General features: G+C 70.6%; 28 protein-coding genes. 14 read left to right on the top strand and 14 right to left on the bottom strand.

What is annotated here, in order from left to right; translation table 11 throughout:
* Window positions 1-3: 3 nt before the first annotated feature.
* The 4 genes from FM051_RS04100 to hrcA all read right to left on the bottom strand — a co-directional run bounded on the left by FM051_RS04100 (window position 4) and on the right by hrcA (window position 3,869).
* Entirely contained in the window at window positions 4-681 is a 678-nt protein-coding gene (locus FM051_RS04100; protein WP_158840737.1) for a prolyl oligopeptidase family serine peptidase, read from the bottom strand.
* Between the two features lie 200 nt (window positions 682-881).
* Entirely contained in the window at window positions 882-1,616 is a 735-nt protein-coding gene (locus FM051_RS04105) for a 16S rRNA (uracil(1498)-N(3))-methyltransferase (RefSeq protein WP_158840739.1), read from the bottom strand.
* A complete protein-coding gene (gene dnaJ / locus FM051_RS04110; protein ID WP_158840741.1) occupies window positions 1,613-2,764 on the bottom strand; it encodes a molecular chaperone DnaJ in 1,152 nt (383 codons plus the stop codon). The genes FM051_RS04105 and dnaJ overlap by 4 nt, the downstream gene beginning before the upstream one ends.
* Window positions 2,765-2,846: 82 nt before the next feature.
* Window positions 2,847-3,869 carry a heat-inducible transcriptional repressor HrcA gene (gene hrcA / locus FM051_RS04115; protein ID WP_158840743.1) on the bottom strand — a complete coding sequence of 341 codons (1,023 nt, stop codon included), beginning with the start codon at window positions 3,867-3,869 and terminating at the stop codon, window positions 2,847-2,849.
* 123 nt (window positions 3,870-3,992) lie between these two features.
* Between hrcA and FM051_RS04120 the strand changes: the two genes are divergently transcribed.
* Window positions 3,993-4,727: a GNAT family N-acetyltransferase gene (locus tag FM051_RS04120; RefSeq protein WP_158840745.1), complete on the top strand. Its 735-nt coding sequence runs from the start codon at window positions 3,993-3,995 to the stop codon at window positions 4,725-4,727.
* A 12-nt stretch (window positions 4,728-4,739) separates the two neighbouring features.
* Here FM051_RS04120 and hemW read toward each other — a convergent pair whose 3' ends face one another.
* Entirely contained in the window at window positions 4,740-5,954 is a 1,215-nt protein-coding gene (hemW, locus tag FM051_RS04125; RefSeq protein ID WP_158840747.1) for a radical SAM family heme chaperone HemW, read from the bottom strand.
* 293 nt (window positions 5,955-6,247) lie between these two features.
* On the opposite strand from hemW, the gene FM051_RS04130 reads away from it, so the two are divergent.
* From FM051_RS04130 to FM051_RS04170, 9 genes are read left to right on the top strand one after another with little or no spacing between them, the layout of a single operon-like run.
* On the top strand, window positions 6,248-7,930 hold the full coding sequence (locus FM051_RS04130) for a nitrite/sulfite reductase (RefSeq protein ID WP_158840749.1): 1,683 nt from the start codon (window positions 6,248-6,250) through the stop codon (window positions 7,928-7,930).
* On the top strand, window positions 7,927-8,085 hold the full coding sequence (locus FM051_RS51500; RefSeq protein ID WP_015098919.1) for a hypothetical protein: 159 nt from the start codon (window positions 7,927-7,929) through the stop codon (window positions 8,083-8,085). The genes FM051_RS04130 and FM051_RS51500 overlap by 4 nt, the downstream gene beginning before the upstream one ends.
* On the top strand, window positions 8,082-8,783 hold the full coding sequence (locus FM051_RS04140) for a phosphoadenylyl-sulfate reductase (protein WP_158840751.1): 702 nt from the start codon (window positions 8,082-8,084) through the stop codon (window positions 8,781-8,783). The genes FM051_RS51500 and FM051_RS04140 overlap by 4 nt, the downstream gene beginning before the upstream one ends.
* The gene (cysD, locus tag FM051_RS04145) at window positions 8,780-9,682 is read left to right on the top strand and encodes a sulfate adenylyltransferase subunit CysD (protein ID WP_238412117.1); all 903 of its coding nucleotides are present in this window, start codon (window positions 8,780-8,782) and stop codon (window positions 9,680-9,682) included. The genes FM051_RS04140 and cysD overlap by 4 nt, the downstream gene beginning before the upstream one ends.
* A complete protein-coding gene (locus FM051_RS04150; protein WP_158840756.1) occupies window positions 9,683-11,026 on the top strand; it encodes a sulfate adenylyltransferase subunit 1 in 1,344 nt (447 codons plus the stop codon).
* 14 nt (window positions 11,027-11,040) lie between these two features.
* Window positions 11,041-12,120, top strand: a complete 1,080-nt coding sequence (locus tag FM051_RS04155) for an ABC transporter substrate-binding protein (RefSeq protein ID WP_162470679.1) — start codon at window positions 11,041-11,043, stop codon at window positions 12,118-12,120.
* A 21-nt stretch (window positions 12,121-12,141) separates the two neighbouring features.
* A complete protein-coding gene (locus FM051_RS04160) occupies window positions 12,142-12,930 on the top strand; it encodes an ABC transporter ATP-binding protein (protein WP_158840758.1) in 789 nt (262 codons plus the stop codon).
* Window positions 12,917-13,789, top strand: coding sequence for an ABC transporter permease (locus FM051_RS04165; RefSeq protein WP_158840760.1), 873 nt, complete (start codon window positions 12,917-12,919; stop codon window positions 13,787-13,789). The genes FM051_RS04160 and FM051_RS04165 overlap by 14 nt, the downstream gene beginning before the upstream one ends.
* Window positions 13,786-14,517: a sirohydrochlorin chelatase gene (locus tag FM051_RS04170; protein WP_158840762.1), complete on the top strand. Its 732-nt coding sequence runs from the start codon at window positions 13,786-13,788 to the stop codon at window positions 14,515-14,517. The genes FM051_RS04165 and FM051_RS04170 overlap by 4 nt, the downstream gene beginning before the upstream one ends.
* A 181-nt stretch (window positions 14,518-14,698) precedes the next feature.
* Here FM051_RS04170 and FM051_RS04175 read toward each other — a convergent pair whose 3' ends face one another.
* Window positions 14,699-15,520 carry an alpha/beta fold hydrolase gene (locus tag FM051_RS04175; RefSeq protein ID WP_158840764.1) on the bottom strand — a complete coding sequence of 274 codons (822 nt, stop codon included), beginning with the start codon at window positions 15,518-15,520 and terminating at the stop codon, window positions 14,699-14,701.
* A 140-nt stretch (window positions 15,521-15,660) separates the two neighbouring features.
* Here FM051_RS04175 and FM051_RS04180 point away from each other — a divergent pair, with 140 nt between their 5' ends.
* Entirely contained in the window at window positions 15,661-16,116 is a 456-nt protein-coding gene (locus FM051_RS04180) for a DUF5946 family protein (RefSeq protein ID WP_158841066.1), read from the top strand.
* A gap of 24 nt (window positions 16,117-16,140) precedes the next feature.
* Here FM051_RS04180 and FM051_RS04185 read toward each other — a convergent pair whose 3' ends face one another.
* Both FM051_RS04185 and FM051_RS04190 read right to left on the bottom strand, forming a co-directional pair.
* On the bottom strand, window positions 16,141-16,632 hold the full coding sequence (locus FM051_RS04185) for a MarR family winged helix-turn-helix transcriptional regulator (protein WP_158840766.1): 492 nt from the start codon (window positions 16,630-16,632) through the stop codon (window positions 16,141-16,143).
* Window positions 16,629-17,252: a DJ-1/PfpI family protein gene (locus tag FM051_RS04190; protein WP_158840769.1), complete on the bottom strand. Its 624-nt coding sequence runs from the start codon at window positions 17,250-17,252 to the stop codon at window positions 16,629-16,631. The genes FM051_RS04185 and FM051_RS04190 overlap by 4 nt, the downstream gene beginning before the upstream one ends.
* A gap of 62 nt (window positions 17,253-17,314) precedes the next feature.
* Between FM051_RS04190 and FM051_RS04195 the strand changes: the two genes are divergently transcribed.
* Window positions 17,315-18,106, top strand: coding sequence for an enoyl-CoA hydratase-related protein (locus FM051_RS04195; RefSeq protein ID WP_158840771.1), 792 nt, complete (start codon window positions 17,315-17,317; stop codon window positions 18,104-18,106).
* Here FM051_RS04195 and FM051_RS04200 read toward each other — a convergent pair.
* Genes FM051_RS04200 through FM051_RS04215 form a run of 4 tightly spaced genes read right to left on the bottom strand, consistent with a single transcriptional unit; the run spans window position 18,103 to window position 19,520 of the window.
* Window positions 18,103-18,507, bottom strand: a complete 405-nt coding sequence (locus FM051_RS04200) for a glycosyl hydrolase (RefSeq protein WP_158840773.1) — start codon at window positions 18,505-18,507, stop codon at window positions 18,103-18,105. The genes FM051_RS04195 and FM051_RS04200 overlap by 4 nt on opposite strands.
* Window positions 18,508-18,562: 55 nt before the next feature.
* A complete protein-coding gene (locus FM051_RS04205; protein ID WP_158840775.1) occupies window positions 18,563-18,832 on the bottom strand; it encodes a barstar family protein in 270 nt (89 codons plus the stop codon).
* Window positions 18,829-19,272 (bottom strand): guanyl-specific ribonuclease, encoded by a 444-nt coding sequence (locus FM051_RS04210; RefSeq protein ID WP_158840777.1) that lies wholly within the window; start codon window positions 19,270-19,272, stop codon window positions 18,829-18,831. Before FM051_RS04210 ends, FM051_RS04205 begins: the two co-directional genes overlap by 4 nt.
* Window positions 19,273-19,283: 11 nt before the next feature.
* Window positions 19,284-19,520 carry a hypothetical protein gene (locus FM051_RS04215; RefSeq protein WP_420803568.1) on the bottom strand — a complete coding sequence of 79 codons (237 nt, stop codon included), beginning with the start codon at window positions 19,518-19,520 and terminating at the stop codon, window positions 19,284-19,286.
* 68 nt (window positions 19,521-19,588) lie between these two features.
* Here FM051_RS04215 and FM051_RS04220 point away from each other — a divergent pair, with 68 nt between their 5' ends.
* Together FM051_RS04220 and FM051_RS04225 are read left to right on the top strand one after the other, a co-directional pair.
* Entirely contained in the window at window positions 19,589-20,557 is a 969-nt protein-coding gene (locus FM051_RS04220; RefSeq protein ID WP_158840779.1) for a quinone oxidoreductase family protein, read from the top strand.
* 141 nt (window positions 20,558-20,698) lie between these two features.
* Window positions 20,699-22,156, top strand: coding sequence for an amino acid permease (locus tag FM051_RS04225; protein WP_158840781.1), 1,458 nt, complete (start codon window positions 20,699-20,701; stop codon window positions 22,154-22,156).
* Here FM051_RS04225 and FM051_RS04230 read toward each other — a convergent pair.
* Window positions 22,133-23,770: a DUF885 domain-containing protein gene (locus tag FM051_RS04230; RefSeq protein ID WP_158840783.1), complete on the bottom strand. Its 1,638-nt coding sequence runs from the start codon at window positions 23,768-23,770 to the stop codon at window positions 22,133-22,135. The genes FM051_RS04225 and FM051_RS04230 overlap by 24 nt on opposite strands.
* A 17-nt stretch (window positions 23,771-23,787) precedes the next feature.
* Window positions 23,788-24,825: an NAD(P)H-dependent flavin oxidoreductase gene (locus tag FM051_RS04235; protein WP_158840785.1), complete on the bottom strand. Its 1,038-nt coding sequence runs from the start codon at window positions 24,823-24,825 to the stop codon at window positions 23,788-23,790.
* Window positions 24,826-24,851 lie beyond the last annotated feature (26 nt).

The following is a 24,851-nucleotide window of genomic DNA, read 5'->3' on the forward strand; positions in this document are numbered from 1 at the left end:
GACTCACGGGTGGGCTAGGCGGAGGGCGGCGGTGCGGGAGGCGGTCCAGGCGGCGGTGCCGGGGGTGATCAGGGACATGTGGTCGGTGGCGGGCAGGGCGATCAGTTCGGCGCCGGAGGCGCGGGCGAAGGCCTCGCTCTGGGCGAACGGGACGTCCTCGTCGGCCTCGCCGTGGACCAGGATCATCGGCTTGTCGATCGGCAGGAGGGCGGCTGGGGAGGCGTCGGCGTAGAGGGTCGGGACTTCCTGAGGGGTGCCGCCCAGCAGTTCGGCCGCGCGGCGGGTGATCTGGGGGTGTTGGAGGAAGTCCAAGACCCCTGCTTGGGCCACTGCACCGATCACGCGGGGGTGGCGGGCGGCGGCCCACACGGCCAGATGACCACCGGCGGAGTGACCCAGCGTGACAACGGGGCCGAGGGCCGGGTCCAGGGCGTCGATCGCGGCGAGCACGTCGTTCCCGGTCTCGGGCCACCCGCCGCCGCCGTCCACCCGCCGGTACTCGATGTTGTACGCGGCCACGCCGTGGGCGACGAGGTCGGCGGCCAGGGGCCTGCCCAGTTCCAGCCCATAACGCTGATGCCAAAAACCACCATGGATTACCACGATGACGGGAAACAATTCACCAGCAGGCGAGTAAAACTCACCGAACTGACTCGGGTGCCCGCCGTAGACGATGCGCAATCAAAACCCCCGCACGCAAAAGAGGGCCGCGTCGCGGTGGGACCTGGGGGTCGTCCCACCGCGACGCGGCAGCGCCGGACCGAGGGGGGAGGTGTCCGGCGAGTCTGGTGTGAAGGGCTGATCGCGTTTAGACCAATGCAACCCCTCGGCCATGAGCGTAACCCCTATGTCTGGCATTCGCCAGAAGGGAGCAAGGCCAATTACCGCCAGCGATCGGTCAGCACACCCAGCGCACCCAAGGCCACGGCTGCGGCGGTCGACGCTCGCAGAACGGTCGGACCCAGTCGCACTACGTGCGCACCGACCCCGGTCAACGCCGACAATTCCTCGTCGGTGATGCCGCCTTCCGGTCCGACCACCAGCAGCACATCACCTGAAGAGGGCAGCTGAACCGATCCAATGCCCACTGACGACGATTCGTGCAATACCAGGGTGACCGCCGACGACTCCGCCAACCGCACGAGGCCGGACGTCGAAACGGGTTCCGCGACCGTCGGCACGCGCGCCCGACGGGCCTGCTTGGCCGCCTCACGCGCGGTGCTGCGCCAGCGTTCGAGGGCCTTCGCCCCGCGCGGACCGTCCTCCCACTTCGTCACGCAGCGCGAGGCGCGCCACGGCACGACGCGGTCCACGCCCACCTCGGTGGCCAGCTCCACGGCCAGCTCACCGCGATCACCCTTCACCAGCGCCTGCGCCACGACCACGCGCACCGCGGGCTCCGGCACGACCCACCGTTCGACGACCCGCAGCCGAAGGGAGTCCTTCAACGCCTCCTCGACCACGCACCGCACCTGGGCGCCCGTGCCGTCGGAGAGCACCAGCTCCTCCCCCGCGCGCAACCGGCGCACGGTGGCCGCGTGCCGCCCCTCGGGACCGTCCAGGACCGCCGCGTCGCCCGAGGGCAACGCGGCGACCAGGAAGACCGGCAGCGTCACCGGTGGCTGCGGCCGGACCTCAGCCGCGAGAACAGCCCGCCGCCGCCCTTGCCGTTGTGCGCGAGCGTCGGCTCGTCCTCACCCCGCGACACGGCCAGTTCGCGCAGCAGTTCGGCCTGCCGGGCGTCCAGCTTGGTCGGCGTCACGACTTCGAGGTGCACGTGCAGGTCGCCGCGGCCGTCGATGCGCCCGCTGGACCGCAGCCTGGGCATACCGCGCCCGGTGAGCACCAGCTCGGTGTTCGGCTGGGTGCCGGGCTCGATCTCCAGCTCCTCCTCGCCGTCCAGCGTCTGCAACGGCAGCACCGCGCCCAGGGCCGCGGTCGTCATCGGGATGCGCACGGAGCAGTGCAGGTTCGCGCCGTCACGCTCGAAGACCTCGTGCGGCACCTCCTCGACCTCGACGTACAGGTCGCCGGCCGGTCCGCCGCCGGGGCCGACCTCGCCCTGGCCCGCGAGCCGCACCCGCATGCCCTCGGCCACACCGGCCGGGATCTGCACCGAGATGGTGCGCCGCGAGCGCACCCGTCCCTCGCCCGCGCACTGCTGGCACGGGTCCGGGATGACCTCGCCGAGACCGCGGCACACCGGGCACGGCCGCGCGGTCACGACCTGGCCCAGGAACGAGCGCTGCACCGACTGCACCTCGCCCCGCCCGCCGCACGTGTCGCAGCGCACCGGGGACGAGCCGTCCGCGCAGCCGCTGCCCACGCACCGGTCGCACAGGATCGCCGTGTCCACGGTCAGCTCGCGCGAAGCGCCCGCCGCGCACTCCTCCAGCGTCATCGACAGCCGGATCAGCGCGTCCGAACCGGGCTGCACCCGGCTGCGCGGACCACGTCCGCCACCGCCGCCCGCGCCGAAGAACGCGTCCATGATGTCGCCGAGACCGAATCCCGCGAACGGGTCGCGCATGCCGCCGCCACCGCCGCCGCCCGGCTCCAACGGGTCGCCGCCCAGGTCGACGACCTGCCGCTTCTTCGGGTCCGACAGGACCTCGTAGGCGGCGGTCACCTCCTTGAAGCGCGCTTCCTCGTTGGGGTTGATGTCGGGGTGCAGCTGCCGCGCGAGCTTGCGGTAGGCGCGCTTGATCTCGTCGGGAGTCGCGTTCTTGGAGACCCCGAGCGTGCCGTAGTAGTCCCTCGCCACCGTGTTTCCTCCTGCGAACGCGCTTCGACACGCGCTCGCTCGCTTGCGAAACGTCCTCCGGGACCGCGGTGTTCCCCCGCCGTCACCGTCCGGTCAAGATCTCCCCCACGTAGTTGGCGACCGCTCGCACGGCCGCCATCGTGCCGGGGTAGTCCATGCGGGTCGGTCCCACCACGCCCATCCCGCCGAGCAGGTTGTCCCGACTGCCGTAGCCGATGGACACGATCGAGGTGCTGCGCATCTCGGCCGCTTCGTTCTCCTCGCCGATGTGCACCAGGATCCTGCCGGGGTCACGGGCGGCGGCGAGCAGCTTGAGCACCACGACCTGTTCCTCCAGCGCCTCCAGCACCTGGCGCAGCGAACCGGGGAAGTCTGCCACGTTGCGGGTGAGGTTCGCCGTGCCACCCAGGACCAGGCGCTCTTCCGGGTGTTCCACCAGCGACTCGATGAGCACGGTGCTGACCCGCAGCACGACGTCGCGCAGGTCGCCCGGCGCCTCGTCGGGCAGCTTCGCGACCTCGGCGGAGGCGTCGGACAGGCGCTTGCCGACCATGGCCCCGTTGAGCATGGAACGCACCCGGGCGACGTTGTCCTCGGTGATCACGTCGCCGAGGTCGACCGACCGCTGGTCGACCCGGCCGGTGTCGGTGATCAGCACCAGCATCAGCCGGGCGGGTGTGATCGCGAGCACTTCGATGTGGCGGACGGTGGAGCGGCTGAGCGTCGGGTACTGGATGACGGCGACCTGGCGGGTCAGCTGGGCCAGCAGCCGGACGCTGCGGCGCAGCACGTCGTCGAGGTCGTAGGCGCCTTCGAGGAAGCTCTGGATGGCCTTGCGCTCGGGCGAGGACAGCGGCTTGACCTCGCTCAGCCGGTCCACGAACAGGCGGTAGCCCTTGTCCGTCGGCACGCGGCCCGCGCTGGTGTGCGGCTGGGTGATGTAGCCGTCCTCCTCCAGCGAGGCCATGTCGTTGCGCACGGTGGCGCTCGAAACACCCAGGTTGTGCCGCTCGACCAGGGCTTTCGACCCGACGGGCTCCTGGTTCGACACGTAGTCGGCGACGATCGCGCGCAGCACTTCGAACCGGCGCTCATCGGCGTTCACCGCGCGTCACCTCCACGAAGACGGACTGCTTCACCTTGAGTTTACGGAGCTTCGGGCGGGTATCGGGAAACTCGGTCGACGGACTTCGGCACACGTGGGTGGCGCAGGTGGATAACGTCCGATGTGCTCACCCGCATCCAGTCCGCCCTGCGTGACGCCATCAGGGCCGACGGCGAACGCATCGGCCCCTTCCTGGTCCGCTTCGACGCGCACAGCGACAACCCGTTCATGAACTACGCCGTGCCCGACGAGGGCGTCGCGCCGACTCCCGCCGAGGTGAACGCCCTGGTCACGGCGTTCCGCCAGCGTTCGCGCACGCCGAGGCTGGAGTACCTGCGGCCGTCGCCGCTGGTCGACGCGGTGCTGGAGGCGGCCGGGTTCACGGTCGACCGGCTGCTGCCGATGATGGTGGTCGACGAGCTGACCACGCCGCCGCGGCCGGTCGGGCTGACGGTGGAGGCGGTGACGTCGGACGCGGACCTGCTCGCGGTGTCAGTGGTGCAGAACACAGCGTTCGGCGTCGGCGGGACGGCGGGTGCGGAGGACGTGGCGCGGCAGCGGTCGCTGTTGCGCGACGACGGGGTGATCGTGCTGGCCCGCCTGGACGGCGAACCGGCGGGTGCGGGCGCGTACACGGCGCCGCGCCGCGGTATGTCGCAGGTGGCGGGTATCGCGGTGCTGCCGTCGTTCCGGCGGCGTGGCGTCGCGTCGGCGGTGTGCGCCGACCTCACCGCACGGGTCTTCGACTCGGGCTGCACGCCGTTCCTGGAGACCGAGCCGGACGGGAAGGTGACCCGCCTCTACGGGCCGCTGGGGTACCGGACCATCGGCGAGTCGGCGTCGATCACCCTGAAGTGATCAGAGGCGAGATCAGGTGAGTCGGCGCACGACGGCGTCGGCGAGCAGCCTGCCCCGGTCGGTGAGGACGCATCGGCCCTGGTCGAGGGCGGTCTGGTCGAGCAGGCCGTCCGCCGCGGCCGTCTTGGCCTCCGCCTGTGCGCCGGCGTCGAGGACGTCGAGCGGCAGGCCGGTGGCCAGGCGCAGCTCCAGCAGCACGCGTTCCACCCGGCGGTCGTCCTCGGTCAGGACCTCGCGCCCGGCGGCCGGGGACGCGCCGGTGGCGAGCAGCTCGGCGTACTTCGCCGGGTGCTTGACGTTCCACCAGCGCACGCCGCCCACGTGGCTGTGCGCGCCGGGACCCGCGCCCCACCAGTCGGCGCCCTGCCAGTACAGGAGGTTGTGCCGGCACGCGGCCTCCGCCGACGCGGCCCAGTTCGACACCTCGTACCAGCGCAGGCCCTGCGCGGTCATGGCGGCGTCGATCAGCTCGTACTTGTCCGCCAGCACGTCGTCGTCCGGCATCGGCAGCTCGCCGCGGCGCACCCGGCGGGCCAGCGCCGTGCCCTCCTCCACGATCAGCGCGTACGCCGACACGTGGTCCACGCCCGCGCTGTGGACGGCGTCCAGCGACGACTGCAGGTCGGCGATCGTCTCGCCCGGCGTGCCGTAGATGAGGTCGAGGTTCACGTGCTCGAACCCCGCCGCGCGGGCCTCCTGGGCGGCGGCCACCGGACGGCCCGGCGTGTGCACCCGGTCGAGCACCGCGAGCACGTGCCGTGCGGCGGACTGCATGCCGAGCGACACGCGCGTGTAACCAGCATCACGAATAGCGGAAAAGAACTCGGGTGACGTCGACTCCGGGTTCGACTCCGTGGTGACCTCCGCCTCGGGCGCGAGGCCGAACGACGACCGGACCGCGTCCAGGACTTCGCCCAATCCGGTGGCGCCGAGCAGCGACGGTGTGCCACCGCCGACGAACACCGTGTCGACCGCCGGAGGGGCGCCCAGCACGGACGCCGCCAGGTCCAACTCCCGCCGCAGACCCTCCAGCCAGGACGCCGGCGAGGCGGAAGTGCCCAGCTCACCGGCGGTGTAGGTGTTGAAGTCGCAGTAGCCGCACCGGGTCGCGCAGAACGGGACGTGCACGTAGATCCCGAACGGGCGGTCACCCAGACCGGCGAGTGCGGGGGCGGGCAGTGAGCCGTCGGAAGGCGCGGGATCACCGATCGGCAGAGCGGAGGGCATGGTCCCCATTGTCCCATTTACCAGGCCCAGGACCGTCGTCCCACGATGCGGATGGCGGTGGACCACGGGATGGACGCGTGGCACGCTGACCGACATGACATCAACCGGAGTCCGCCTGGTGGTCCGCCGCCACGTCGACTTCCGTCGTGTCTCCAGCGCGATGTGCCGTCGTTCGGCATAACCCGCGCCTGCCTTTTTGTTCCCGTCGGCGCCGGGTGCGCTGACGAGACCCCCACCACGGAACCACCGGGACTCGCACGCGCACCAGCGCCCCGAATCCCCGGAGGACGAGGATGGTCCCCCCGACGACGACGCCTCAGCGCACCAAGCAGCGCCGAGGTGAGGGGCAGTGGGCGCTGGGCTACCGCGAGCCGCTGAACCCGAACGAGCGGAGCAAGAAAGACGACAACCCGCTCAACGTCCGGGCGCGGATCGAGAACATCTACGCCCACGGTGGCTTCGACTCGATCGACCCGGCCGACCTGCGTGGACGTTTCCGCTGGTACGGGCTCTACACCCAGCGCAAGCCCGGTATCGACGGCGGTCGCACCGCGACGTTGGAGCCGGAGGAGCTGGACGACGAGTACTTCATGCTGCGCGTCCGCATCGACGGCGGCAGGCTCACCACGCAGCAGCTCGCGCTGCTCGGCGAGCTGTCCCAGACCTACGCGCGTGACACGGCCGACATCACCGACCGGCAGAACATCCAGTACCACTGGATCCGCATCGAGGACGTCCCGACCATCTGGCAGAAGCTGGAGGACGCGGGCCTGACCACGATGGAGGCCTGCGGCGACAGCCCGCGCGTGGTGCTCGGCTCGCCGGTCGCGGGCATCGCCGAGGACGAGCTGATCGACGGCACGCCCGCGATCGACGAGATCCTGCGCCGCTACATCGGCGACCCGCGCTTCTCGAACCTGCCGCGCAAGTTCAAGACGGCGATCTCGGGCCTGCCGGACGTGGCGCACGAGATCCACGACGTGGCGTTCGTCGGCGTGGACCACCCCGAGCACGGCCCCGGCTTCGACCTGTGGGTCGGCGGCGGCCTGTCCACCAACCCGATGATCGGCAAGCGGCTGGGCACGTGGGTGCCGCTGGACGAGGTGCCGGACGTGTGGGAGGGCGTGATCAGCGTCTTCCGCGACTACGGCTACCGCAGGCTCCGGCACCGGGCGCGGATCAAGTTCCTGGTCGCCGACTGGGGTCCCGAGAAGTTCCGCGAGATCCTCGAAACCGAGTACCTGAAGCGCAAGCTGGTCGACGGCCCCGCTCCGGAGACCCCGGCGATCCCGCGTGACCACGTGGGCGTGCACCGGCAGAAGGACGGCAAGTACTACATCGGCGCGGCGCCCATCGCGGGCCGGGTGTCCGGTTCCACGCTGGTCGAGGTGGCCAAGGTGGTGGAGCGGGCGGGCTCGACCAAGGTGCGGTTGACGCCGCAGCAGAAGCTGGTCGTGCTGGACGTGCCGGAGGCCGAGGTCAAGAACCTCCAGGCCGATCTGGCGAAGCTGGGACTGCAGACCGAGCCGTCGCCGTGGCGGCGCGGTGTGATGGCGTGCACCGGCATCGAGTTCTGCAAGCTCGCCATCGTCGAGACCAAGGCCCGCGCGGTGGAGTTGGTCTCCACGCTGGAATCGCGGTTGGCCGACATCGTGGCGGGCGTCACCGAGCCGGTGTCCGTGCACATCAACGGCTGCCCGAACTCGTGCGCCCGCATCCAGACCGCGGACATCGGCCTCAAGGGCCAGATCGTGACGGACGCGGACGGCAGGCAGGTCGAGGGCTTCCAGGTGCACCTGGGCGGCGGTCTCGGGCTGGACGCCGGGTTCGGCCGGAAGCTGCGCGGCCACAAGGTGACGGCCGCCGAGCTGTCGGACTACGTCGAGCGCGTGGTGCGGAACTTCGTGGCCAAGCGCGAGGACGGCGAGCGGTTCGCGCAGTGGGTCGCCCGTGCCGACGAGGGTGACTTGAAGTGAGCGAGAGAGCGACTCCTTTCTACTGCCCCTATTGCGGCGACGAGGACCTCCGTCCGCAGGAGGAGCCCAGCTATTCGTGGCTGTGCGCCTCCTGCCGCCGCGTGTTCACCGTGAAGTTCGTTGGTCTCAACCTTCCTCAGGAGGTGCAGCGATGACCGCCCCCACCAGGGTCGAGGAACTGAAGGTGATCGCAGAGGCCGCTTCGGTCGAGCTGGCGCAGGCCAGTGCCGAAGAGGCGCTCGCGTGGACCGCCCGGACGTTCGGCGAGAGCTGGATCGTCGCGTCGAACATGCAGGACGCCGTCCTGATCGACCTGGCGACCAAGGTCAAGCCGGACGTGGACGTGCTGTTCCTGGAGACCGGCTACCACTTCGCCGAGACCATCGGCACGCGGGACGCGGTCGACCTGGTCTACCCCGGCGTGCACATCGTCAACGCCGCGGCCGAGCAGTCGGTGGCCGACCAGGAGGCCCAGTTCGGCCTGCTGAACAAGACCGACCCGACCCGGTGCTGCAACCTGCGCAAGGTCATCCCGTTGCAGCGCACGCTGAAGAACTACGACGCGTGGGTCACCGGCGTGCGCCGGGTGGACGCGCCGACCCGCGCGAACACGCCGATCGTGCAGTGGGACGAGCGCAACGGGCTGGTGAAGATCAACCCGATCGCGCCGTGGTCCGACGACGAGTTCAACGCCTACATCGCCGAGCACGGGATCCTCGAGAACCCGCTGGTGCAGGCGGGTTATCCCTCCATCGGCTGCGCGCCGTGCACCGCGAAGCCGCTGCCGGGCTCCGACCCGCGCAGCGGCCGGTGGGCGGGCCAGGCCAAGACCGAATGCGGGTTGCACGGATGACCACGACAGCTCTGGACACGTTGGGCCGCCTGGAATCCGAGGCGATCCACATCTTCCGCGAGGTGGCGGGCGAGTTCGACCGGCCGGTGATCCTGTTCTCCGGCGGCAAGGACTCGACCCTCCTGCTGCACCTGGCGGTGAAGGCGTTCTGGCCCGCGCCGGTGCCGTTCCCGCTGCTGCACGTGGACACCGGGCACAACTTCGACGAGGTCATCGAGTTCCGCGACCGGGTGGTGGCCCAGCACGGGCTGCGCCTGGAGGTCGCCAAGGTGCAGGACTACATCGACGACGGCCGGCTGACCGAGCGCCCCGACGGCACCCGCAACCCGTTGCAGACCGTGCCGCTGCTGGACGCGATCACGAACTACAAGTTCGACGCCGTGTTCGGCGGCGGTCGCCGGGACGAGGAGCGGGCCCGCGCCAAGGAGCGGATCTTCAGCCTGCGCAACTCCTTCGGCCAGTGGGAGCCGCGCCGGCAGCGCCCGGAGCTGTGGAACCTCTACAACGGCAGGCACCGTCCAGGTGAGCACGTGCGGGTGTTCCCGCTGTCCAACTGGACCGAGCTGGACGTGTGGCACTACATCGCCCGCGAGGGCATCGAGCTGCCGTCGATCTACTACGCCCACCAGCGCGAGGTGTACCTGCGCGACGGGATGTGGCTGGCCGAAGGCCCGTGGGGCGGTCCGCGCGAGAACGAGGCGCTGGTCGAGAAGACCGTCCGCTACCGGACCGTCGGCGACGGGTCGTGCACCGGCGCGGTCGAGTCCGACGCGTCCGACATCGAGACCGTCATCGCCGAGGTGGCGGCCAGCAGGCTCACCGAGCGCGGCGCGACCCGCGCGGACGACCGGCTGTCCGAGGCCGCCATGGAAGACCGCAAGCGGGAGGGCTACTTCTAAATGAGCGACCTGTTGAGGCTGGCGACGGCGGGCAGCGTGGACGACGGCAAGTCCACGCTGGTCGGCAGGTTGCTGTACGACACCAAGTCGGTGCTGGCCGACACGCTCGACGCGGTGCACCGCGCCAGCGCCGACCGCGGCCTGACCACCCCCGACCTGTCGCTGCTGGTGGACGGCCTGCGCTCGGAACGCGAGCAGGGCATCACCATCGACGTGGCCTACCGCTACTTCGCCACGCCGAAGCGCTCGTTCGTGCTGGCCGACACCCCCGGCCACGTGCAGTACACCCGCAACACGGTGACCGGCGCGTCCACCGCGCAGCTCGGCGTGCTGCTGGTGGACGCGCGCAAGGGCGTCATCGAGCAGACCCGGCGGCACGCGGCCGTGCTCGCGCTGCTGGGCGTGCCGCGCCTGGTGCTGGCGGTCAACAAGATCGACCTGGTCGACTTCGACGAGGTGACGTTCTCCCGCATCGCCAAGGAGTTCACCGCGCACGCCACCGCCCTCGGGTACGCGGAGGACGCCGTGGTGCAGATCCCGGTGTCCGCGCTGGCCGGTGACAACGTGGTCGAGCGCTCCGAGCGGACGCCCTGGTACGAGGGCCCGACGCTGCTGGAGCACCTGGAGACGGTGCCGGTCGAGCCGGACCCGCACGACGCGCCGTTCCGGTTCCCGGTGCAGTACGTGATCCGCCCGCGCACCGCCGAGCACCCGGACTACCGCGGTTACGCGGGCCAGGTCGCGGCGGGCACGGTGCGGGTCGGCGACGAGATCGCCGTGCTGCCCGGCGGGCTGCGCTCCACCGTGACCGGTATCGACACCGCGGACGGCCCGCTGCAGGAGGCCGCGGCGGGTCAGTCGGTGACCCTGCTGCTGGCGAACGACGTGGACATCTCGCGGGGCGACCTGATCGCCGCCGCGGCCGTGCCGCCGAAGGTGACCGACGAGTTCGACGCGACCGTGTGCTGGCTGTCGGACAAGGCGTTGACGCCCGGCGCCCGCGTCCTGGTCAAGCACGGCACGCGGACCGTGCAGGCGATCGTCACCGAGCTGCGCACCCGGTTCGACGAGCAGAAGCTCGGCAGCACCGACGCGCCGGAATCGCTGACGCTCAACGAGATCGGTCAGGTCTCGCTGCGCACCGCCGAACCGATCCCGGTCGACGACTACACGCGGAGCCGCCGCACGGGCGCGTTCCTGGTCATCGACGCCGCCGACGGCAGCACGCTGGCCGCCGGGCTCGTGGGTGCTCCGCTGCCGGAACTGGACGACGTGGAGAGCTGTACCGACGGCGGCGACGCCGCCGAGCCGGACAGCCACGCCCTCGTCTCCCCCGGTCCCTGAAAGGTCTCGCGATCGTGAGCACCCAGCGCCGCATCCTGGCCACGTCACTGGCACTACTGACCGCACTCACGGCACTGTCCGGGTGCTCCCGGATCGACCGCGGCGACGACGCGGCCACGGCCCAGGACAAGGGCGCGGCGGCGGAGGTCCGCCTCGGCTACATCCCGAACGTCACCCACGCCGCCGCCCTGATCGGCGTGGACAAGGGCTTCTTCGCCAAGGAACTCGGCGACACCAAGCTCACCACCCAGACCTTCAACGCCGGCCCCGAAGCGGTGAACGCGCTGCTCGGCGAGTCGATGGACGTGTCGTTCATCGGCTCCGGCCCCGCCATCAACGCCTACGCCAAGTCCAACGGCGAGGCGATCAAGCTCATCTCCGGCGCCACGTCGGGCGGCGCGCAGTTGGTCGTCAAGCCGGAGATCAACTCGCCCGCCGACCTCAAGGGCAAGGTCATCGCGACCCCGCAGCTCGGCAACACGCAGGACGTGGCGCTGAAGAAGTGGCTCTCGGACGAGAAGTTCGCGATCGGCGCGGGCGCGGACCAGGTCAACGTCACCAACACGGAGAACTCGCAGTCGCTCGACCTGTTCCGCAAGGGCGACGTGCAGGGCGCGTGGGCGCCGGAACCGTGGTCGTCGCGGCTCGTGCTGGACGCGGGCGCGAAGGTGCTGCTGGACGAGAAGTCGCTGTGGGACGGCGGGAAGTTCCCGACCACGGTGATCATCGTGCGGTCGCAGTTCCTGCGGGAGCACCCGCAGACGGTCGAGGCGCTGCTCCGCGGCCACCTCGCGGCCACCGACTTCGCGCTGAACAACAAGGTCGAGGCCAAGCAGATCGTCAACAACGCGTTGAAGCAGCTCATCGGCAAGGCGCTGGGCGAACCGGTGCTGGACCGGGCGTTCGACAACATCGAGCTGACGTTGGACCCGCAGGCCAAGAGCTTCCCGCGGCTGGCCGAGGACGCGGTGACCGCGGGCGTGGCGAAACAGGCCGCCGATGTGGCCGGTCTCGCCGATTTCACGCTGCTGAACAAGGTGCTCTCGGCGGCCGGCAAGCCGACCGTGGACACCGCCGGGCTGGACAAGAAGTAACCCGAGGAAGGCAGGCACACCATGACCGCCACGCTTGAGACCCCGACGGCCTTGTCCGACGTGGACGCCGCGGTGACCTTGTCCGGGGTGCGGAAGGTCTTCGGCCACGGCCCGGCCGGCGTCGTCGCGCTCGACGGCGTCGACCTGACGGTCGCGCCGGGCGAGTTCGTGTGCCTGCTGGGCGCGTCCGGCTGCGGCAAGTCGACCTTGCTCAACCTGGTCGCCGGGCTGGACGCGCCGACCTCGGGTCGCATCGAGCTGACCACGTCACGGCCCGCCGTGATGTTCCAGGAGGCCGCCCTGATGCCGTGGCTGACCGCCGCGCGCAACGTCGAGCTGCCGTTGCGGCTGGCCGGTGTCAAGCGCGGTGCGCGCCGGGAGAAGGCCAGCGAGCTGCTGTCCCTGGTGCGGCTGGTCGGCGCGGGCCACAAACGGCCGCACGAGCTGTCCGGCGGTATGCGGCAGCGCGTGGCGTTGGCGCGCGCCCTGGCGTCCACGCTGGGGGCCGCCGAGGAGGGCACGCCCGGTCTGCTGCTGATGGACGAGCCGTTCGCCGCGCTGGACGCCATCACCCGCGACGTGCTGCAGGCGGAGCTGGTGCGGGTGTGGCGGGAGACCTCGACGGCGATCGTGTTCGTCACGCACGACGTGCGCGAGGCCGTGCGGCTGGGTCAGCGGGTCGTGCTGCTGTCCTCCCGTCCGGGCCGCGTGGTGCGCGAGTGGTCCACCGTGGACTGCGACGAGCCTGTTGTCATCGACGAGATCACGACCCACCTGCGAGAGGTGATCAGCGGACATGCCGCAGCTTGACACGGACCTCTCCGCCGTCGGCGCCGGTCTGGACGCGCTGGACGCGCCGTCGCAGGAGCAGCGCCCGTCGCTGTGGAAGCGGTTCGTCCGCACCACGGTGCCGCCGCTGATCGCGTTCGCGTTGCTGCTCGGCGCGTGGCAGGCGTTGTGGGCCCTGGCGTTCTGGCCGGAGTACCAGCTGCCGTCGCCGGGTTCGGTGTGGGCGGCGGTGGCCGAGGCGGTCGAGACCGGCCGGGCGTTCGAGGTGCTGTGGACCTCCGTCAGCCGCGCCGTCCTCGGGTTCCTCACCGCCGTGGTGATCGCCACCCCGCTCGGGTTGCTGATCGCCAAGGTGCGGGTGGTGCGGGCGGCCATCGGGTCGCTGCTGACCGGCTTGCAGTCGCTGCCGTCGGTGGCGTGGGTGCCAGCGGGCATCCTGTGGTTCGGCGCGACGCCGTCGACCATCTACTTCGTGGTGCTGATGGGTTCGGTGCCGTCGATCGCCAACGGGTTGGTGTCCGGTGTCGACCAGATCCCGCCGTTGCTGCCGAGGGTCGGCCAGGCCTTGGGCGCCGGTCGGATGGCGGCGGCGCGGCACATCCTGCTGCCGGCGGCCCTGCCGGGGTACCTGGCCGGGTTGAAGCAGGGGTGGGCGTTCTCGTGGCGGTCGCTGATGGCGGCGGAGATCATCGCGACCTCACCGCAGCTCGGTGAGGGGCTGGGGCAGTACCTGCACAACGGGTCGGCGTTGAACGACATCTCGATGGTGATCGCGGCGATCTTCCTGATCCTGCTGGTGGGTGTGGGGATCGAGCTGCTGGTGTTCCGGCCGTTGGAGCGGGCGGTGCTGCGGGCGCGCGGGTTGACGGGCGCGCTGTGACCGCGCTGGTGGCCGTGGCGCACGGCAGTCGTGATCCGCGTTCAGCGGCTACCGTGCACGCGTTGTTGGACGTGGTGCGGGCGTTGCGGCCGTCGTTGGACGTTCGCGGGTCCTTTTTGGACCTCTCGGTGCCGCTGCTGGGTGACGTGCTGCGCGGTGTGGCGGCGGACGGTCACCGTTCGGCCGTGGTGGTGCCGTTGTTGCTGGGGAAGGCTTTCCACGCGCGGGTCGACGTGCCCGGTGCGGTGGCGGAGGCCCGGCTGCCGTCTTTGGACGTCACGATCGCCGACGTGCTCGGGCCGGACCCGCGGTTGGAGTCGGCGGCGCTGCGTCGCCTGGCTTCGGTCGGCGTCCGTTCCCGTGACCGGTCGTTGGGCGTGATCCTGGCCGGTGCGGGCTCGTCCCACGCCCCGGCCAACGCGTTGGTGTCGTCGATCGCCGCCCGGTGGGCCGCCGGCTCGGGCTGGGCAGGCGTAGAGGCGGCCTTCGCCTCCGCCGCAGATCCGGACGTGCCCACGGCCGTCGCCCGCCTCCGTGCCCGAGGAGCCCGCCGCATCGCCGTGGCCTCCTGGTTCCTGGCCCCCGGCTTCCTACCGGACCGCGTGACCCGCCTGGCGGGCGAGGGCGCGATCATCGCCCCGCCACTAGGCCCGGACCCGGAAGTGGCGGAACTGATCCTGCACCGCTACTGCTCCGCGCTGACCACGCAGCTAGCCCACTCCGCCTGACCCGAACGTTCAACTCGGGGGTCCCGAACGTAGGACACACGCATTCCGAACGTAGGACACACGCGTCCTGAATGTAGGACACACGCGAGAGTCCTACGTTCAGGTCGCGTGTGTCGAACACTCAGGTACCCCGAGTTCTACGTTCAGGGTCCCGAGTCCAGCAGTCGTGACGGCCTCGGCGTCAGGTTGACACCCTGGTCAGCCAGGAGCGCAGTTGTGTCGCCAGGGCGACTGGAGCGTCGAGGTGGATCAGGTGGCCCGCCTGGTCGACCGGGGTGAAGGTGGCGCCGGGGATGCCCGCGGTGAGGCGTTCGCCGGTCGCCAGGGGGATCCAGGTGTCGTCGGTGCCCCAGAGGACGGTCACCGGGATGTCGATGCGGTCCAGCAGTGCCTCGTTCTCGGTGAGGTAGCGCTCGTCGTACGCGGCGATCTGGCGGTAGAACGCCGGTTGGCCTTCCTCACCCAGCCAAGGTGCGGTGAGTTCGGCCAGGTCGTCGGCGCGTAGTCCGCGGTGGCTCGCACCTCCGATATAGGCCTTGACCAGTGCCTCGTGGATGTACGGCGGTACTTGGGCGAGGACGTCCGGGTGCTGTTGGACGAGCCGGAAGAACGGTGAGCCCGACGGCGGGATCGCCACCACGTCCGCCATCAGCAGCGACGCGAGCGGCACCTCGTGCACCAGGTGGGCGCGCAGCGAGACGGCACCGCCGTAGTCGTGCGCCACGACGTGCGGCCGGTCCAGACCCCAGTGCGCCAGTAACGCCGTGAACACTTCCGCCTGGACACCGAAGTCGACCGGGTGGTCGGCGTCCTTGGACGACCGGCCGTAGCCCGGCATGTCCCACAGGTACACGGTGAAGTCGCTGCTCAACGCTTCGGCGAACGGGCGCCACAGCCACGACGACCACGGCGTTCCGTGGCAGAACACCACCGCCGGTCCGGAACCGGCGCGGCCCCAAGCGATTCGACGTCCCTCCCACGTGAAGGTCTCGTTGAGATCCATGTGCCCACCGTAAGCGGTCACATCGAGGCCGGGGCGTTCACCGACTTGAGCTTCCAGCGGCTGGAGTTCGTATGTTGGTGGCGCATCACCGCGTCCTGAGAGGAAAGGAACATGGCCGTGCCAAGCAATGGGCGGTGCTCGTGACTGGCTGCCCCGAGTGCGGAGCACCCGCAGAACCCCACTCGTGCGAGGAGCTCTTCCACGTCGTGCTGGCGCTCGACCACTCCCGGCGCCCGCCTCGGGGGCCGTTGCACGGCGTCACCGTTTCCTGCTTCCTGCTCCAGCACCCCAGCCGCCTGCCGGCGCCGGACAGGGCCCGCACTTGGGCGATCCTGCACGCTTACGTCAACGAAGGCCTCACCGCGGTCACACGTCTCACCGAAGGGATGCGGCGCGCGAACTCCCACCAGAACCGCGCCGCCGCACTCCCGGACATCGTGACCGGCGTGCCGACCCCACCCCTCGGGCCGACACCCACGGCCTTCAGCGTCACCATCAACGACGTCGCCCAAGACGGCACGTTCCCCGCCGTCGGCTTTCCGGAACGCGTCAACGCCTGGGCAACGGCCACCGTTGCCGGCTGGCGCTCTCAGTAATGCCCCAGCGGAACGGCAGTCCGGTCAGGTGCCCGGAGTCGGCCACTCGTCCGCATCCAGCGCCTTCACCAGGCGTTCCATCACTGTGAGGGTCGTGCGCAGGTCTTCGATGTCCACCTGGGCCGAGATGCGGTTGGTGAACGCGTGTTGCGCCTGCGCCAGCCGGGAGACCGCCTCGTAACCGGCCGCCGTGGGGCGGAACAGCTTGGCGCGTTTGTGGGCCGGGTTGGGCAGGTACTCGGCCAAGCCCTTCTCGACCAGCAGGTCCGCGATCCGCTGCACGCTCTGCCGGGTCAGGCTCATCTCGCGGGCGATACCGGAGACCGGCAGCGGCTCCCGCAGCACCGCACCCAGCACCTGCCACCACGCCGCGGTGAGGCCGACGGGTTTCGTCATCAGCTCGGCGGCCTCCAGGAAGCCGCCGTAGAGGCGGAACGTGCGCATGATGACCTCGGTCAGCACGTCCCCCGCCTCCGTCCGGGGCTCTACCTCGGCGCGGGGCTCCACCTCGCTCATGACACCGCCGCGACGAGCTTGCCGAACCACACCGGGTCGGCCGTCCGGTACAGCCCGTACCACGCCTCCAGCACGGCCGGCTCGTACAGATCCAGCTCGGCGAAGATCTCCCGCGCGAACTCCAGCGCCGGCGCCGCACCGGCCGTGATCAGGCCGTCCGCCCGCACCGCCCGCTCGGAACTGAACAGCGACGCACCGGTGTACTGCGGCACGGACGACAACTGCTCGACCGCGTTGCCGCCGTGCGCACGCGTGTTCAGCAGCCCCTCGGCCGCCAGCCCGATCGTCGCACCGCAGATCGCCGCCACCGGCACGCCCGCGTCCAGCCAACGCCGGGCCGCCGCGCCGAACGCCGCGTTGTCACCGCTCTCCCAGGTGTCCGCGCCGGGCAGGATCAGCATCGCGCTGTCCGCCGGGTCGATGTCGGCCAACGCCAGGTCGGGCGTGATGCGCAGGCCGCCGATGGACGTCACCGGGTCGAGCGTCGCACCGACCGTCCGCACCCGGTAGCGGCCGGGCACCTTCTGGAACTGCGGGTTGTTGATGTGCGCCGTGGCGTACCCGAACTCCCAGTCGGCCAGCGTGTCGTAGAGAGCGAGGTGGACCGTCTTCGTCGTCATGACAGTATTCTGTCATCTTGACAGCACGCTGTCAACCATCGCGGGATCGTAGAGTGCGGCACATGGCAGACGAGCTGGTCCACTACGAGGTGCGGCGTGGCATCGCGACGATCACGCTGGACTCCCCCCACAACCGCAACGCCCTGTCCGCACGGCTGCGCTCCGAGCTGATCGGACACCTGAAGGACGCCACGGCCGACGACGCCGTGCGCGTGATCGTGCTGAGCCACACCGGACCGGTGTTCTGCTCGGGCATGGACCTCAAGGAGGCGGGCGGCGCGAGCGCCGACGAGCAGGGGGTCAACGAGTTCCCCGCGATCCTGGAACAGCTGTGGACCAGCCCGAAGCCGGTCGTCGCACGGCTGGCCGGCCCGGCACGCGCGGGCGGTGTCGGGATGGTCGCGGCGTGCGACATCGCGGTCGCGGTGGACACGGCCACGTTCGCGTTCAGCGAGGTCCGCATCGGCGTCGTGCCCGCCGTCATCTCGGTGACCGTGCTGCCCCGCCTGCTGCCGCGCGCCGCGCACGAGCTGTTCCTGACCGGCGAGACGTTCGCCGCGCCGAAGGCCGTCGCCATCGGCCTGATCAACTCGGCCGTGCCCGCCGACCAGTTGGACGCCGAGGTCACCCGCTACACCGACATGCTCGCGTTGGGCGCGCCGAACGCGCTCGCCGCCACCAAGCGGATGCTCCAGGAACCCCGGTCGAACGACCTCGGCCAGGTGTTCGCGGACATGCTGGCCCTGTCCGCCCGGCACTTCGGCGGTCCCGAGGGCCAGGAGGGCATCGCCGCGTTCGTCGGCAAGCGCAAGCCGTCGTGGGTACCGACGGACGACCAGGCGACGAACGGCTAGAACCAGCCCGTGCACTCGATGCGACGCTCCGCCGAGGCGCACGCCCGCATCAGCCTGCGGTCGTTGCCGAACGCCTCGGTGTGCGCGCCGTTGCCGGACTCGATCCGGGTGTGGCCGAGGAACCCCTGGTAGTCGGACCCGTCGAGGTTCTTGCGGTCGGTCCAGATCTCCTCGCCGGGCTTGCCCTCGGACAGGCGTCCCCAGGCGCAGCGGGTGCGGTTGGACGCGCGGAGTTCGACGACCCGGCTGTTCGCCATGACGACCGGGTTGTCCCCGCCGACCACGTCGAACGGCGTGAACGGCTCCGTGTAGTCGCAGCCCGACTCCTCGGCGCGGGCGGGGACGGCGCAGACCAGCGCGAGCGCCGTGACGGCGACCAGGCGCAGTACCGGGTGTTTCATGGCTGGACTGTCCCGGTTGTGAGCAATCCTCGCAGCGCGAGCGGGCCGGGATAACTCAGTCGGTGTACACGACGGTGAGGACGCGGTCGCCCAGTTCGGCGGTGCGGGCTGCCGCGTCGGCCAGCACGGACTCGACGTCGGCGTTCCCGCCCTCCCACTCCAGCACGTGCTCGCCGGCGGGCAGCCAGGACAGGTCGGTCAGGCAGTCGTACAGGGCGTCCAGGTTGTGCCCGAACCAGTCCGGGAAGCTCAACGCCTCCGCGATGGCCCCGATGGCGTCCTTCTTGGAGTGCGCGCCCCGGCGCACCACGTGTCGGTAGGTCATTTGCTCACATCCACGACGACGAACGACTCGTAGTGGTCACCGGTGTAGTACACCTCGTCGGACGACCCGGTCACGATCCGCCGGGCGCCGCGGTCGTCGCTGCCGGGCGTCGGCACGGTGTACTCGCGGTAGTAGTCGCCGGGTTTGGCGGGCAGCCGCTTCTCGCGGTTCTGGAACGTCACGCCGTCGTTGCGCGGGAACGGGAACGGTCCGCCCTTCCCGATCAGCTCCCACGTGGTCTTGACCTGCTCGGGCAGGCTCGACAGCGCCTTGACCGGCAACCCGGAGTCCGCACCGGGCACCGCCACCGACGCCGCCGAGCCGGACGACGGCGGAGCGGAGGTCGGCGAGGAGCCGGTGATGTCTTTGGCGAAGTAGCCGACCACGACCAGCGCGATCAGGCCGAGCAGTGCGACGGAGAGCCGCCGAGCGGGAGTCACGGTTCCAGAGCCTACGAAGGACGGGCCGCGTCCACCTTCTCGGGCTTCGACTCGTCACCGGCGGGCGGGACCTTGGGCACCGGGTTGAACCTGGTCGAGGCGTTGTCCACGACCCGGTCGATCAGCCGCGCCACACCCAGGCTCAACGGCAGCAGCACGCCCATGAGCAGCGCGAACTGGAACGGGAACGCCAGCTGCGCCAGCCACAGCTCGACCCCGTCCCACCACTGCTCGAAAGCGTCCACCACGCCACCGAGCCTAGCCTCGTGACGCGCTTCACCGCACACGGAGTACTACCTCTGGTTAAGTTGCCCGCATGTTCGCCGTCTACGCAGCCGAGCCGAGCCCGCAAGACCCGATCGCCGCCCTGCGCGTGGGCGAACGACCGGATCCCGAAGTTCCGCAGGGCTGGGTGAAGGTGGCCGTGAAAGCGGCGAGCCTGAACATGCACGACCTGTGGACGCTGCGCGGCGTGGGGATCAAGCCGGACAAGTTCCCGATGATCCTGGGCTGCGACGGCGCGGGCGTGCTGGAGGACGGCACCGAAGTCGTGCTGCACTCCGTGATCGGCGACCCGGACTGGTCCGGTGACGAGACGCTGGACCCCGGCCGCACGCTGCTCACCGAGAAGCACCAGGGCACGTTCGCCGACCACGTCGTCGTCCCGGCGCGCAACGTGCTGCCCAAGCCGACGGGGTTGAGCTTCGCCGAGGCGGCGTGCATGGGGACGGCGTGGCTGACCGCGTACCGGATGCTGTTCGTGAAGTCGGGTCTGCGGCCGGGTCAGACGATGCTCGTGCAGGGCGCGTCCGGTGGCGTGTCGACGGCGTTGGTGCAGTTGGGCCGCGCGGCGGGTTTCCGGGTGTGGGTGACCGGCCGCACGGAGGAGAAGCGCGCGTTGGCCGAGAGCCTGGGCGCGCACCAGGTGTTCGAATCGGGCGCACGCCTGCCGGAACGCGTGGACGCGGTGTTCGAGACGGTCGGCAAGGCCACCTGGTCGCACTCGATGAAATCGCTCAAGCCGGGCGGGATCGTGGTGATCTCCGGCGCGACGAGCGGTGACGCGACGGCGGCCGAGTTGCAGCGGCTGTTCTTCCTCCAGCTGCGGGTGGTCGGCTCGACCATGGGCACGCGGGAGGAGCTGGGCGACCTGCTGGCGTTCTGCGAGCTGAACGGCCTGCGCCCGCAGATCGGCGCGGAGCTGCCGTTCGAGCGGGCCGAGGAGGGCCTGCGCGCCATGCTCGACGGCGAGACGGCGGGCAAGATCGTTCTCGCGAGGAATTGAGACGCTCGGCTGAACCACCCTGCAGCAACTCAATCGTCCATCCGAACAAAAAGCGCTTCCCCCAGTGGTGTCATCGGACAAACCCGATAACAGTTGACCGGCGTACGGTTCGCCGCAACCAACACCGAGGGAGCTGGGCGAATGACGGTGCAGGAAGGATTCGGCCGAGGCAGCGGGGTGTTCCGCCGCAAGCCGATCGAGCAGATCAGTGACGAGAAAACGGCTCTGACGCGCACTTTGGGCCTGTGGCAGCTCACCGCCATCGGCATCGGCGGCATCATCGGCGCGGGCATCTTCTCCCTGGCGGGCGCGGTGGCCAACAAGACCGCCGGCCCCGCCGTGCTCATCTCGTTCCTCGTCGCGGGCATCGCCAGCGCCGCCGCGGCGTTCTCCTACGCGGAGTTCGCGGGCCTGATCCCCAAGGCGGGCTCCGCCTACACCTACGGCTACGCCGTGCTCGGCGAGATCGTCGGCTGGTTCATCGGCTGGGACCTGCTGCTGGAGTACACCGCGATCGTGGCGGTGGTGGCGATCGGCATCAGCGGCTACTTCAACGAGTTGCTGAACCTGCTCGGCCTCGACCTGCCGGTGTGGATGCTCGGCGCGCCCGGCACGGAGGGCGGTGACGTCGCGGCGGGCAGCTACAAGGTCAACCTGTTCGCCGTGCTGCTGTGCCTGCTCATCGCGTTCGTGCTCAACATGGGCATGAAGAACGCGGCCCGGTTCGAGACGACCCTGGTGTACCTGAAGGTCGCCGTGGTGCTGCTGGTGATCGTGGTCGGCGCGTTCCACATCAACACCGGCAACTACAACCCGTTCTTCCCGTTCGGACTGTCCGGTGCGCTGACCGGTGCGGCCACGGTGTTCTTCGCGGTGTTCGGCTACGACGCGATGAGCACGGCCGCCGAGGAGTCCAAGGACTCCCAGAAGCACATGCCGAAGGCGATCATCTACTCGCTGGCCATCTCGATGGTGCTGTACGTGCTGGCCTGCCTCGTGCTGACCGGCATGGTCAACTACACCGACGTCGACGCGGAGAGCGCGTTCGCCTCGGCGTTCGCGGACGTCGGCCTGCCCGCGTTGGGCATCATCATCTCCGTCGGCGCGGTGCTCGGCATCACGACCGTGCTGTTCACGTTCCTCATGGGCGCGACCCGGGTCGGCTACTCGATGTCGCGTGACGGCCTGCTGCCGAAGTGGTTCGCCAAGGCGCACCCGGTCAAGCACGTGCCGACGCGGATCACGTGGGTGCTCGGCATCGCGTCCGCCGTCATCGCCGGTTTCCTGCCGATCGCCGAGGCCGCCGAGCTGACCAACATCGGCATCCTGCTGGCGTTCGTGGTCGTCTGCATCGCGGTGATCGTGCTGCGGTACAAGCAGCCCGACCTGCCGCGCACGTTCAAGACGCCGGGTATGCCGGTCGTGCCGATCGTCGGCGTGGTGTTCTCGCTCTGGCTGATCACGTTCCTGGCGCCGGAGACGTGGCTCCGCTTCGCCGTCTGGTTCGGCATCGGCCTGGTCGTCTACTTCGCCTACAGCAGGCGGAGGTCCGTGCTCAACAACCCGGCGCGCAGCTCATCGGCCGACGTCGAGGACTGAGTCGCACCAGTCGTCGACCACGTCGGCGAGCACGGCCATCGGCAGCGGTCCGCCGCACAGCACGAGGTCGTGGAAGGCCTTGATGTCGAAGCGGTCGCCCAGCCTCCGCTCGACCTCACCGCGCAGGCGCTGGATCTCCAGCCGCCCCACCATGTAGGACAGCGCCTGCGCGGGGACCTCGATGTACCGGTCGACCTCGGCGAAGATGTCGACGTCCGGCATGACCGCGTTGGCGCGCAAGTAGTCGACAGCCTGCTGCCTGGTCCAGCGCAACGCGTGCAGACCGGTGTCGACCACCAGGCGCGCGGCGCGCAGCGAGTCGCCCGCGAGCATGCCGAGCCGCGCCACGTCGTCGCTGTACAGGCCCATCTCGTCGGCCAACCGCTCGGTGTAGAGCGCCCACCCCTCCAGGTAGGCCTCGATGGACGCGAACCGGCGCAGCAGCGGCAGGTCGTCGAGCTGTTGGGCGAACGCGGTCTGGAAGTGGTGCCCCGGCACGCCCTCGTGGAACGCGGTGGACTCGGCGCTGAACCGCTCGCGCAGCTCGGCCTGGTGGGTGTTGACGAAGTAGGTGCCGGGACGGGAGCCGTCCAGCGCCGGGTCCATGTAGTAGGCCAGCGGCGCGTTCGGGGCCTCCGACTCCGGCACCGCCTCGACCGCGCACCTCGCCTCCGGGACGGTGCCGAACCAGTCGCCCGCGACCTGTTCGGCACGGGCGATGGAATCCTTGGCCAGCACCACCATGTCGTCGGCGTTCGCCCAGCGCAGTGCCGGGTCGGCGAGCAGCCGGGCGCGCACGCCGGCGGCCGTGGTCGGGCCGAACACTCGCCCGCCGATCTCCTCGTACTCCCGGTCCAGTTCCTCGATGAGGTTCAAGCCGATCCGGTGCAGCTCCTCGGGTGTGTGGCCGGTCGTCGTGCACACGCGGACCAGGTCCGCGTAGATCAGGTCGCCGTCGGGCAGCCAGCACAGGCCCGGCTGGTCGTCACCGCGACCCCGGCCGACCATCTCGGTGCGCAGGAAATCGCGGTAGCGGGCGAAGGCGGGGTGCACGGTCTCGTTCAGCAGCTGAGCGCAGACGTTGGCGAACGGGGTGTCCCGCAGCGGCGTGCACAGCGGGTCGTCGTTCTCGGCCAGGTAGCGGTCGATCCGGGCGATCGCGGCTTCCACCAGGTGTCTCAGCGGTCGGCGGGCGGAGTCGCGCTGCCGTCCGGTGAGGACATCCAGGTAGTCGGGTAACGACGCCAGCCGGGTCAGGTAGGCCCGGCACGCCCGGTCGTCGCCGGGGCGGACCAGCGGCAGCGCGCCGAGCAGCGTGACCACCGGTCCGGCCAGCCCGTCGGAGTGGGTGTGCTCGACCAGGTTCGCGTCGAGGTGGCGCACCAGGCTCCACGCCTCGTGCGCGACCACCGCCCGCGTCACCGGGTCGTCGTCCCCGCTGTCCGCACGCCGCGCTATGTCCTCGGCACGGGCGCGCAACGCGCGTCCACCGTCGGTGCTCACGTCCGGCAGCCGGTCGTCCCAGCCGGGGATGCCGCGCAGGGTCGCCGTGACGGGATCGGCGTCCAGCACCAGGGTCAACAACTCGTCGGCGAGCTCACGCGCGGTGGTCACGGAGCCATTCTGTGGCACTACTCCGGCGGAATGCGCGTGATCGCGACGGAAAGGGCTTGGCGCGCCTCGGAAAGCAGCCTGGCCACGATCTCGGCGGCCGGGGCCGGTCGGACCAGCGCGTAGGTCTGCCCGGCCCACAACGACATCAGCTCCGGGTCGCCGGTCGCGCGCACAGGTTTGGTCAGGTGGTGCACCTCCGGGTACGCGGCGGGCGCCTGCTCCTGGTTCTCGACCAGGAACCGGTTCACCAGGCCGCGCGCCGGACGTCCGCTGAACGCCCTGGTCAACGCGGTGCGGCGGGTGCCTTCGGCGAGGGCTTGGCGGTGCGCGGCGGACGTGCCCGCCTCCGGTGTGGGCAGGAACGCGGTGCCGAGCTGCGCCGCGACCGCCCCCGCGGTGATGACGGCGGCGACGTCCGCGCCGTGCACCAGACCGCCGGCGGCGATCAGCGGCAGGTCCACCCGGGCGCGGACCAGGCGGATCGCGGCCAGTACGCCGAACAGCTCGCCACCACCGGGCGAGACGCCGTCGTCGGCGAACGTGCCGCGGTGCCCGCCCGCGTCGCTGCCCTGCACGCACAGCGCGTCGGCGCCGACCTGGGCCGCCTGCGCGGCTTCCTGCGGTGTCGTGACCGTGACGACGACCGTGGAGCCGGCCGCGTGCAGGCGGTGCACGTCCTGCGGATCGGGCAGCCCGAAGGTGAAGGAGACGACCGGGACGCGCATCGCCATGACCAGTTCCAGCTTGGCCGCGTAGGAGTCGTCGTCCCACCGCGGTTCGCCCGGCTCGGTCGGCGACTGCGCCCTGATCCGGTCGCGGTAGCGGGAGAGGTCGGCCGTGGAACGGGGACCCGGCACGAAGAGGTTGACGCCGAACGGCCGGTCGGTGAGCGCCGTCGTGGCGGTGATCTGGTCGGCGACCGCCTCGACGGAGAGGTAGCCGGCGGCCAGGAATCCGAGGCCGCCGGCCCGGCCGACCTCGGCCACGAGTTCGGGTGTGGACGCCCCACCGGCCATCGGCGCGGCGATGACGGGCACTTCGAGTCGGTCGAGCATGACCGAGCCTAACCCGCGACACCGCC

This window comes from Saccharothrix deserti, assembly GCF_009769385.1.
Classification (GTDB): Bacteria; Actinomycetota; Actinomycetes; order Mycobacteriales; family Pseudonocardiaceae; genus Actinosynnema; species Actinosynnema deserti.

What these genes read in the sequence shown, in the direction of transcription:
- hemW (WP_158840747.1), bottom strand. Translation starts at nt 5,954, where the DNA reads ATGCCCTCCGCTCTGCCGATCGGTGATCCCGCGCCTTCCGACGGCTCA.
- FM051_RS04130 (WP_158840749.1), top strand. Translation starts at nt 6,248, where the DNA reads ATGGTCCCCCCGACGACGACGCCTCAGCGCACCAAGCAGCGCCGAGGT.
- FM051_RS04140 (WP_158840751.1), top strand. Translation starts at nt 8,082, where the DNA reads ATGACCGCCCCCACCAGGGTCGAGGAACTGAAGGTGATCGCAGAGGCC.
- cysD (WP_238412117.1), top strand. Translation starts at nt 8,780, where the DNA reads ATGACCACGACAGCTCTGGACACGTTGGGCCGCCTGGAATCCGAGGCG.
- FM051_RS04150 (WP_158840756.1), top strand. Translation starts at nt 9,683, where the DNA reads ATGAGCGACCTGTTGAGGCTGGCGACGGCGGGCAGCGTGGACGACGGC.
- FM051_RS04160 (WP_158840758.1), top strand. Translation starts at nt 12,142, where the DNA reads ATGACCGCCACGCTTGAGACCCCGACGGCCTTGTCCGACGTGGACGCC.
- FM051_RS04165 (WP_158840760.1), top strand. Translation starts at nt 12,917, where the DNA reads ATGCCGCAGCTTGACACGGACCTCTCCGCCGTCGGCGCCGGTCTGGAC.
- FM051_RS04175 (WP_158840764.1), bottom strand. Translation starts at nt 15,520, where the DNA reads ATGGATCTCAACGAGACCTTCACGTGGGAGGGACGTCGAATCGCTTGG.
- FM051_RS04185 (WP_158840766.1), bottom strand. Translation starts at nt 16,632, where the DNA reads ATGAGCGAGGTGGAGCCCCGCGCCGAGGTAGAGCCCCGGACGGAGGCG.
- FM051_RS04190 (WP_158840769.1), bottom strand. Translation starts at nt 17,252, where the DNA reads ATGACGACGAAGACGGTCCACCTCGCTCTCTACGACACGCTGGCCGAC.
- FM051_RS04195 (WP_158840771.1), top strand. Translation starts at nt 17,315, where the DNA reads ATGGCAGACGAGCTGGTCCACTACGAGGTGCGGCGTGGCATCGCGACG.
- FM051_RS04200 (WP_158840773.1), bottom strand. Translation starts at nt 18,507, where the DNA reads ATGAAACACCCGGTACTGCGCCTGGTCGCCGTCACGGCGCTCGCGCTG.
- FM051_RS04205 (WP_158840775.1), bottom strand. Translation starts at nt 18,832, where the DNA reads ATGACCTACCGACACGTGGTGCGCCGGGGCGCGCACTCCAAGAAGGAC.
- FM051_RS04220 (WP_158840779.1), top strand. Translation starts at nt 19,589, where the DNA reads ATGTTCGCCGTCTACGCAGCCGAGCCGAGCCCGCAAGACCCGATCGCC.
- FM051_RS04225 (WP_158840781.1), top strand. Translation starts at nt 20,699, where the DNA reads ATGACGGTGCAGGAAGGATTCGGCCGAGGCAGCGGGGTGTTCCGCCGC.
- FM051_RS04235 (WP_158840785.1), bottom strand. Translation starts at nt 24,825, where the DNA reads ATGCTCGACCGACTCGAAGTGCCCGTCATCGCCGCGCCGATGGCCGGT.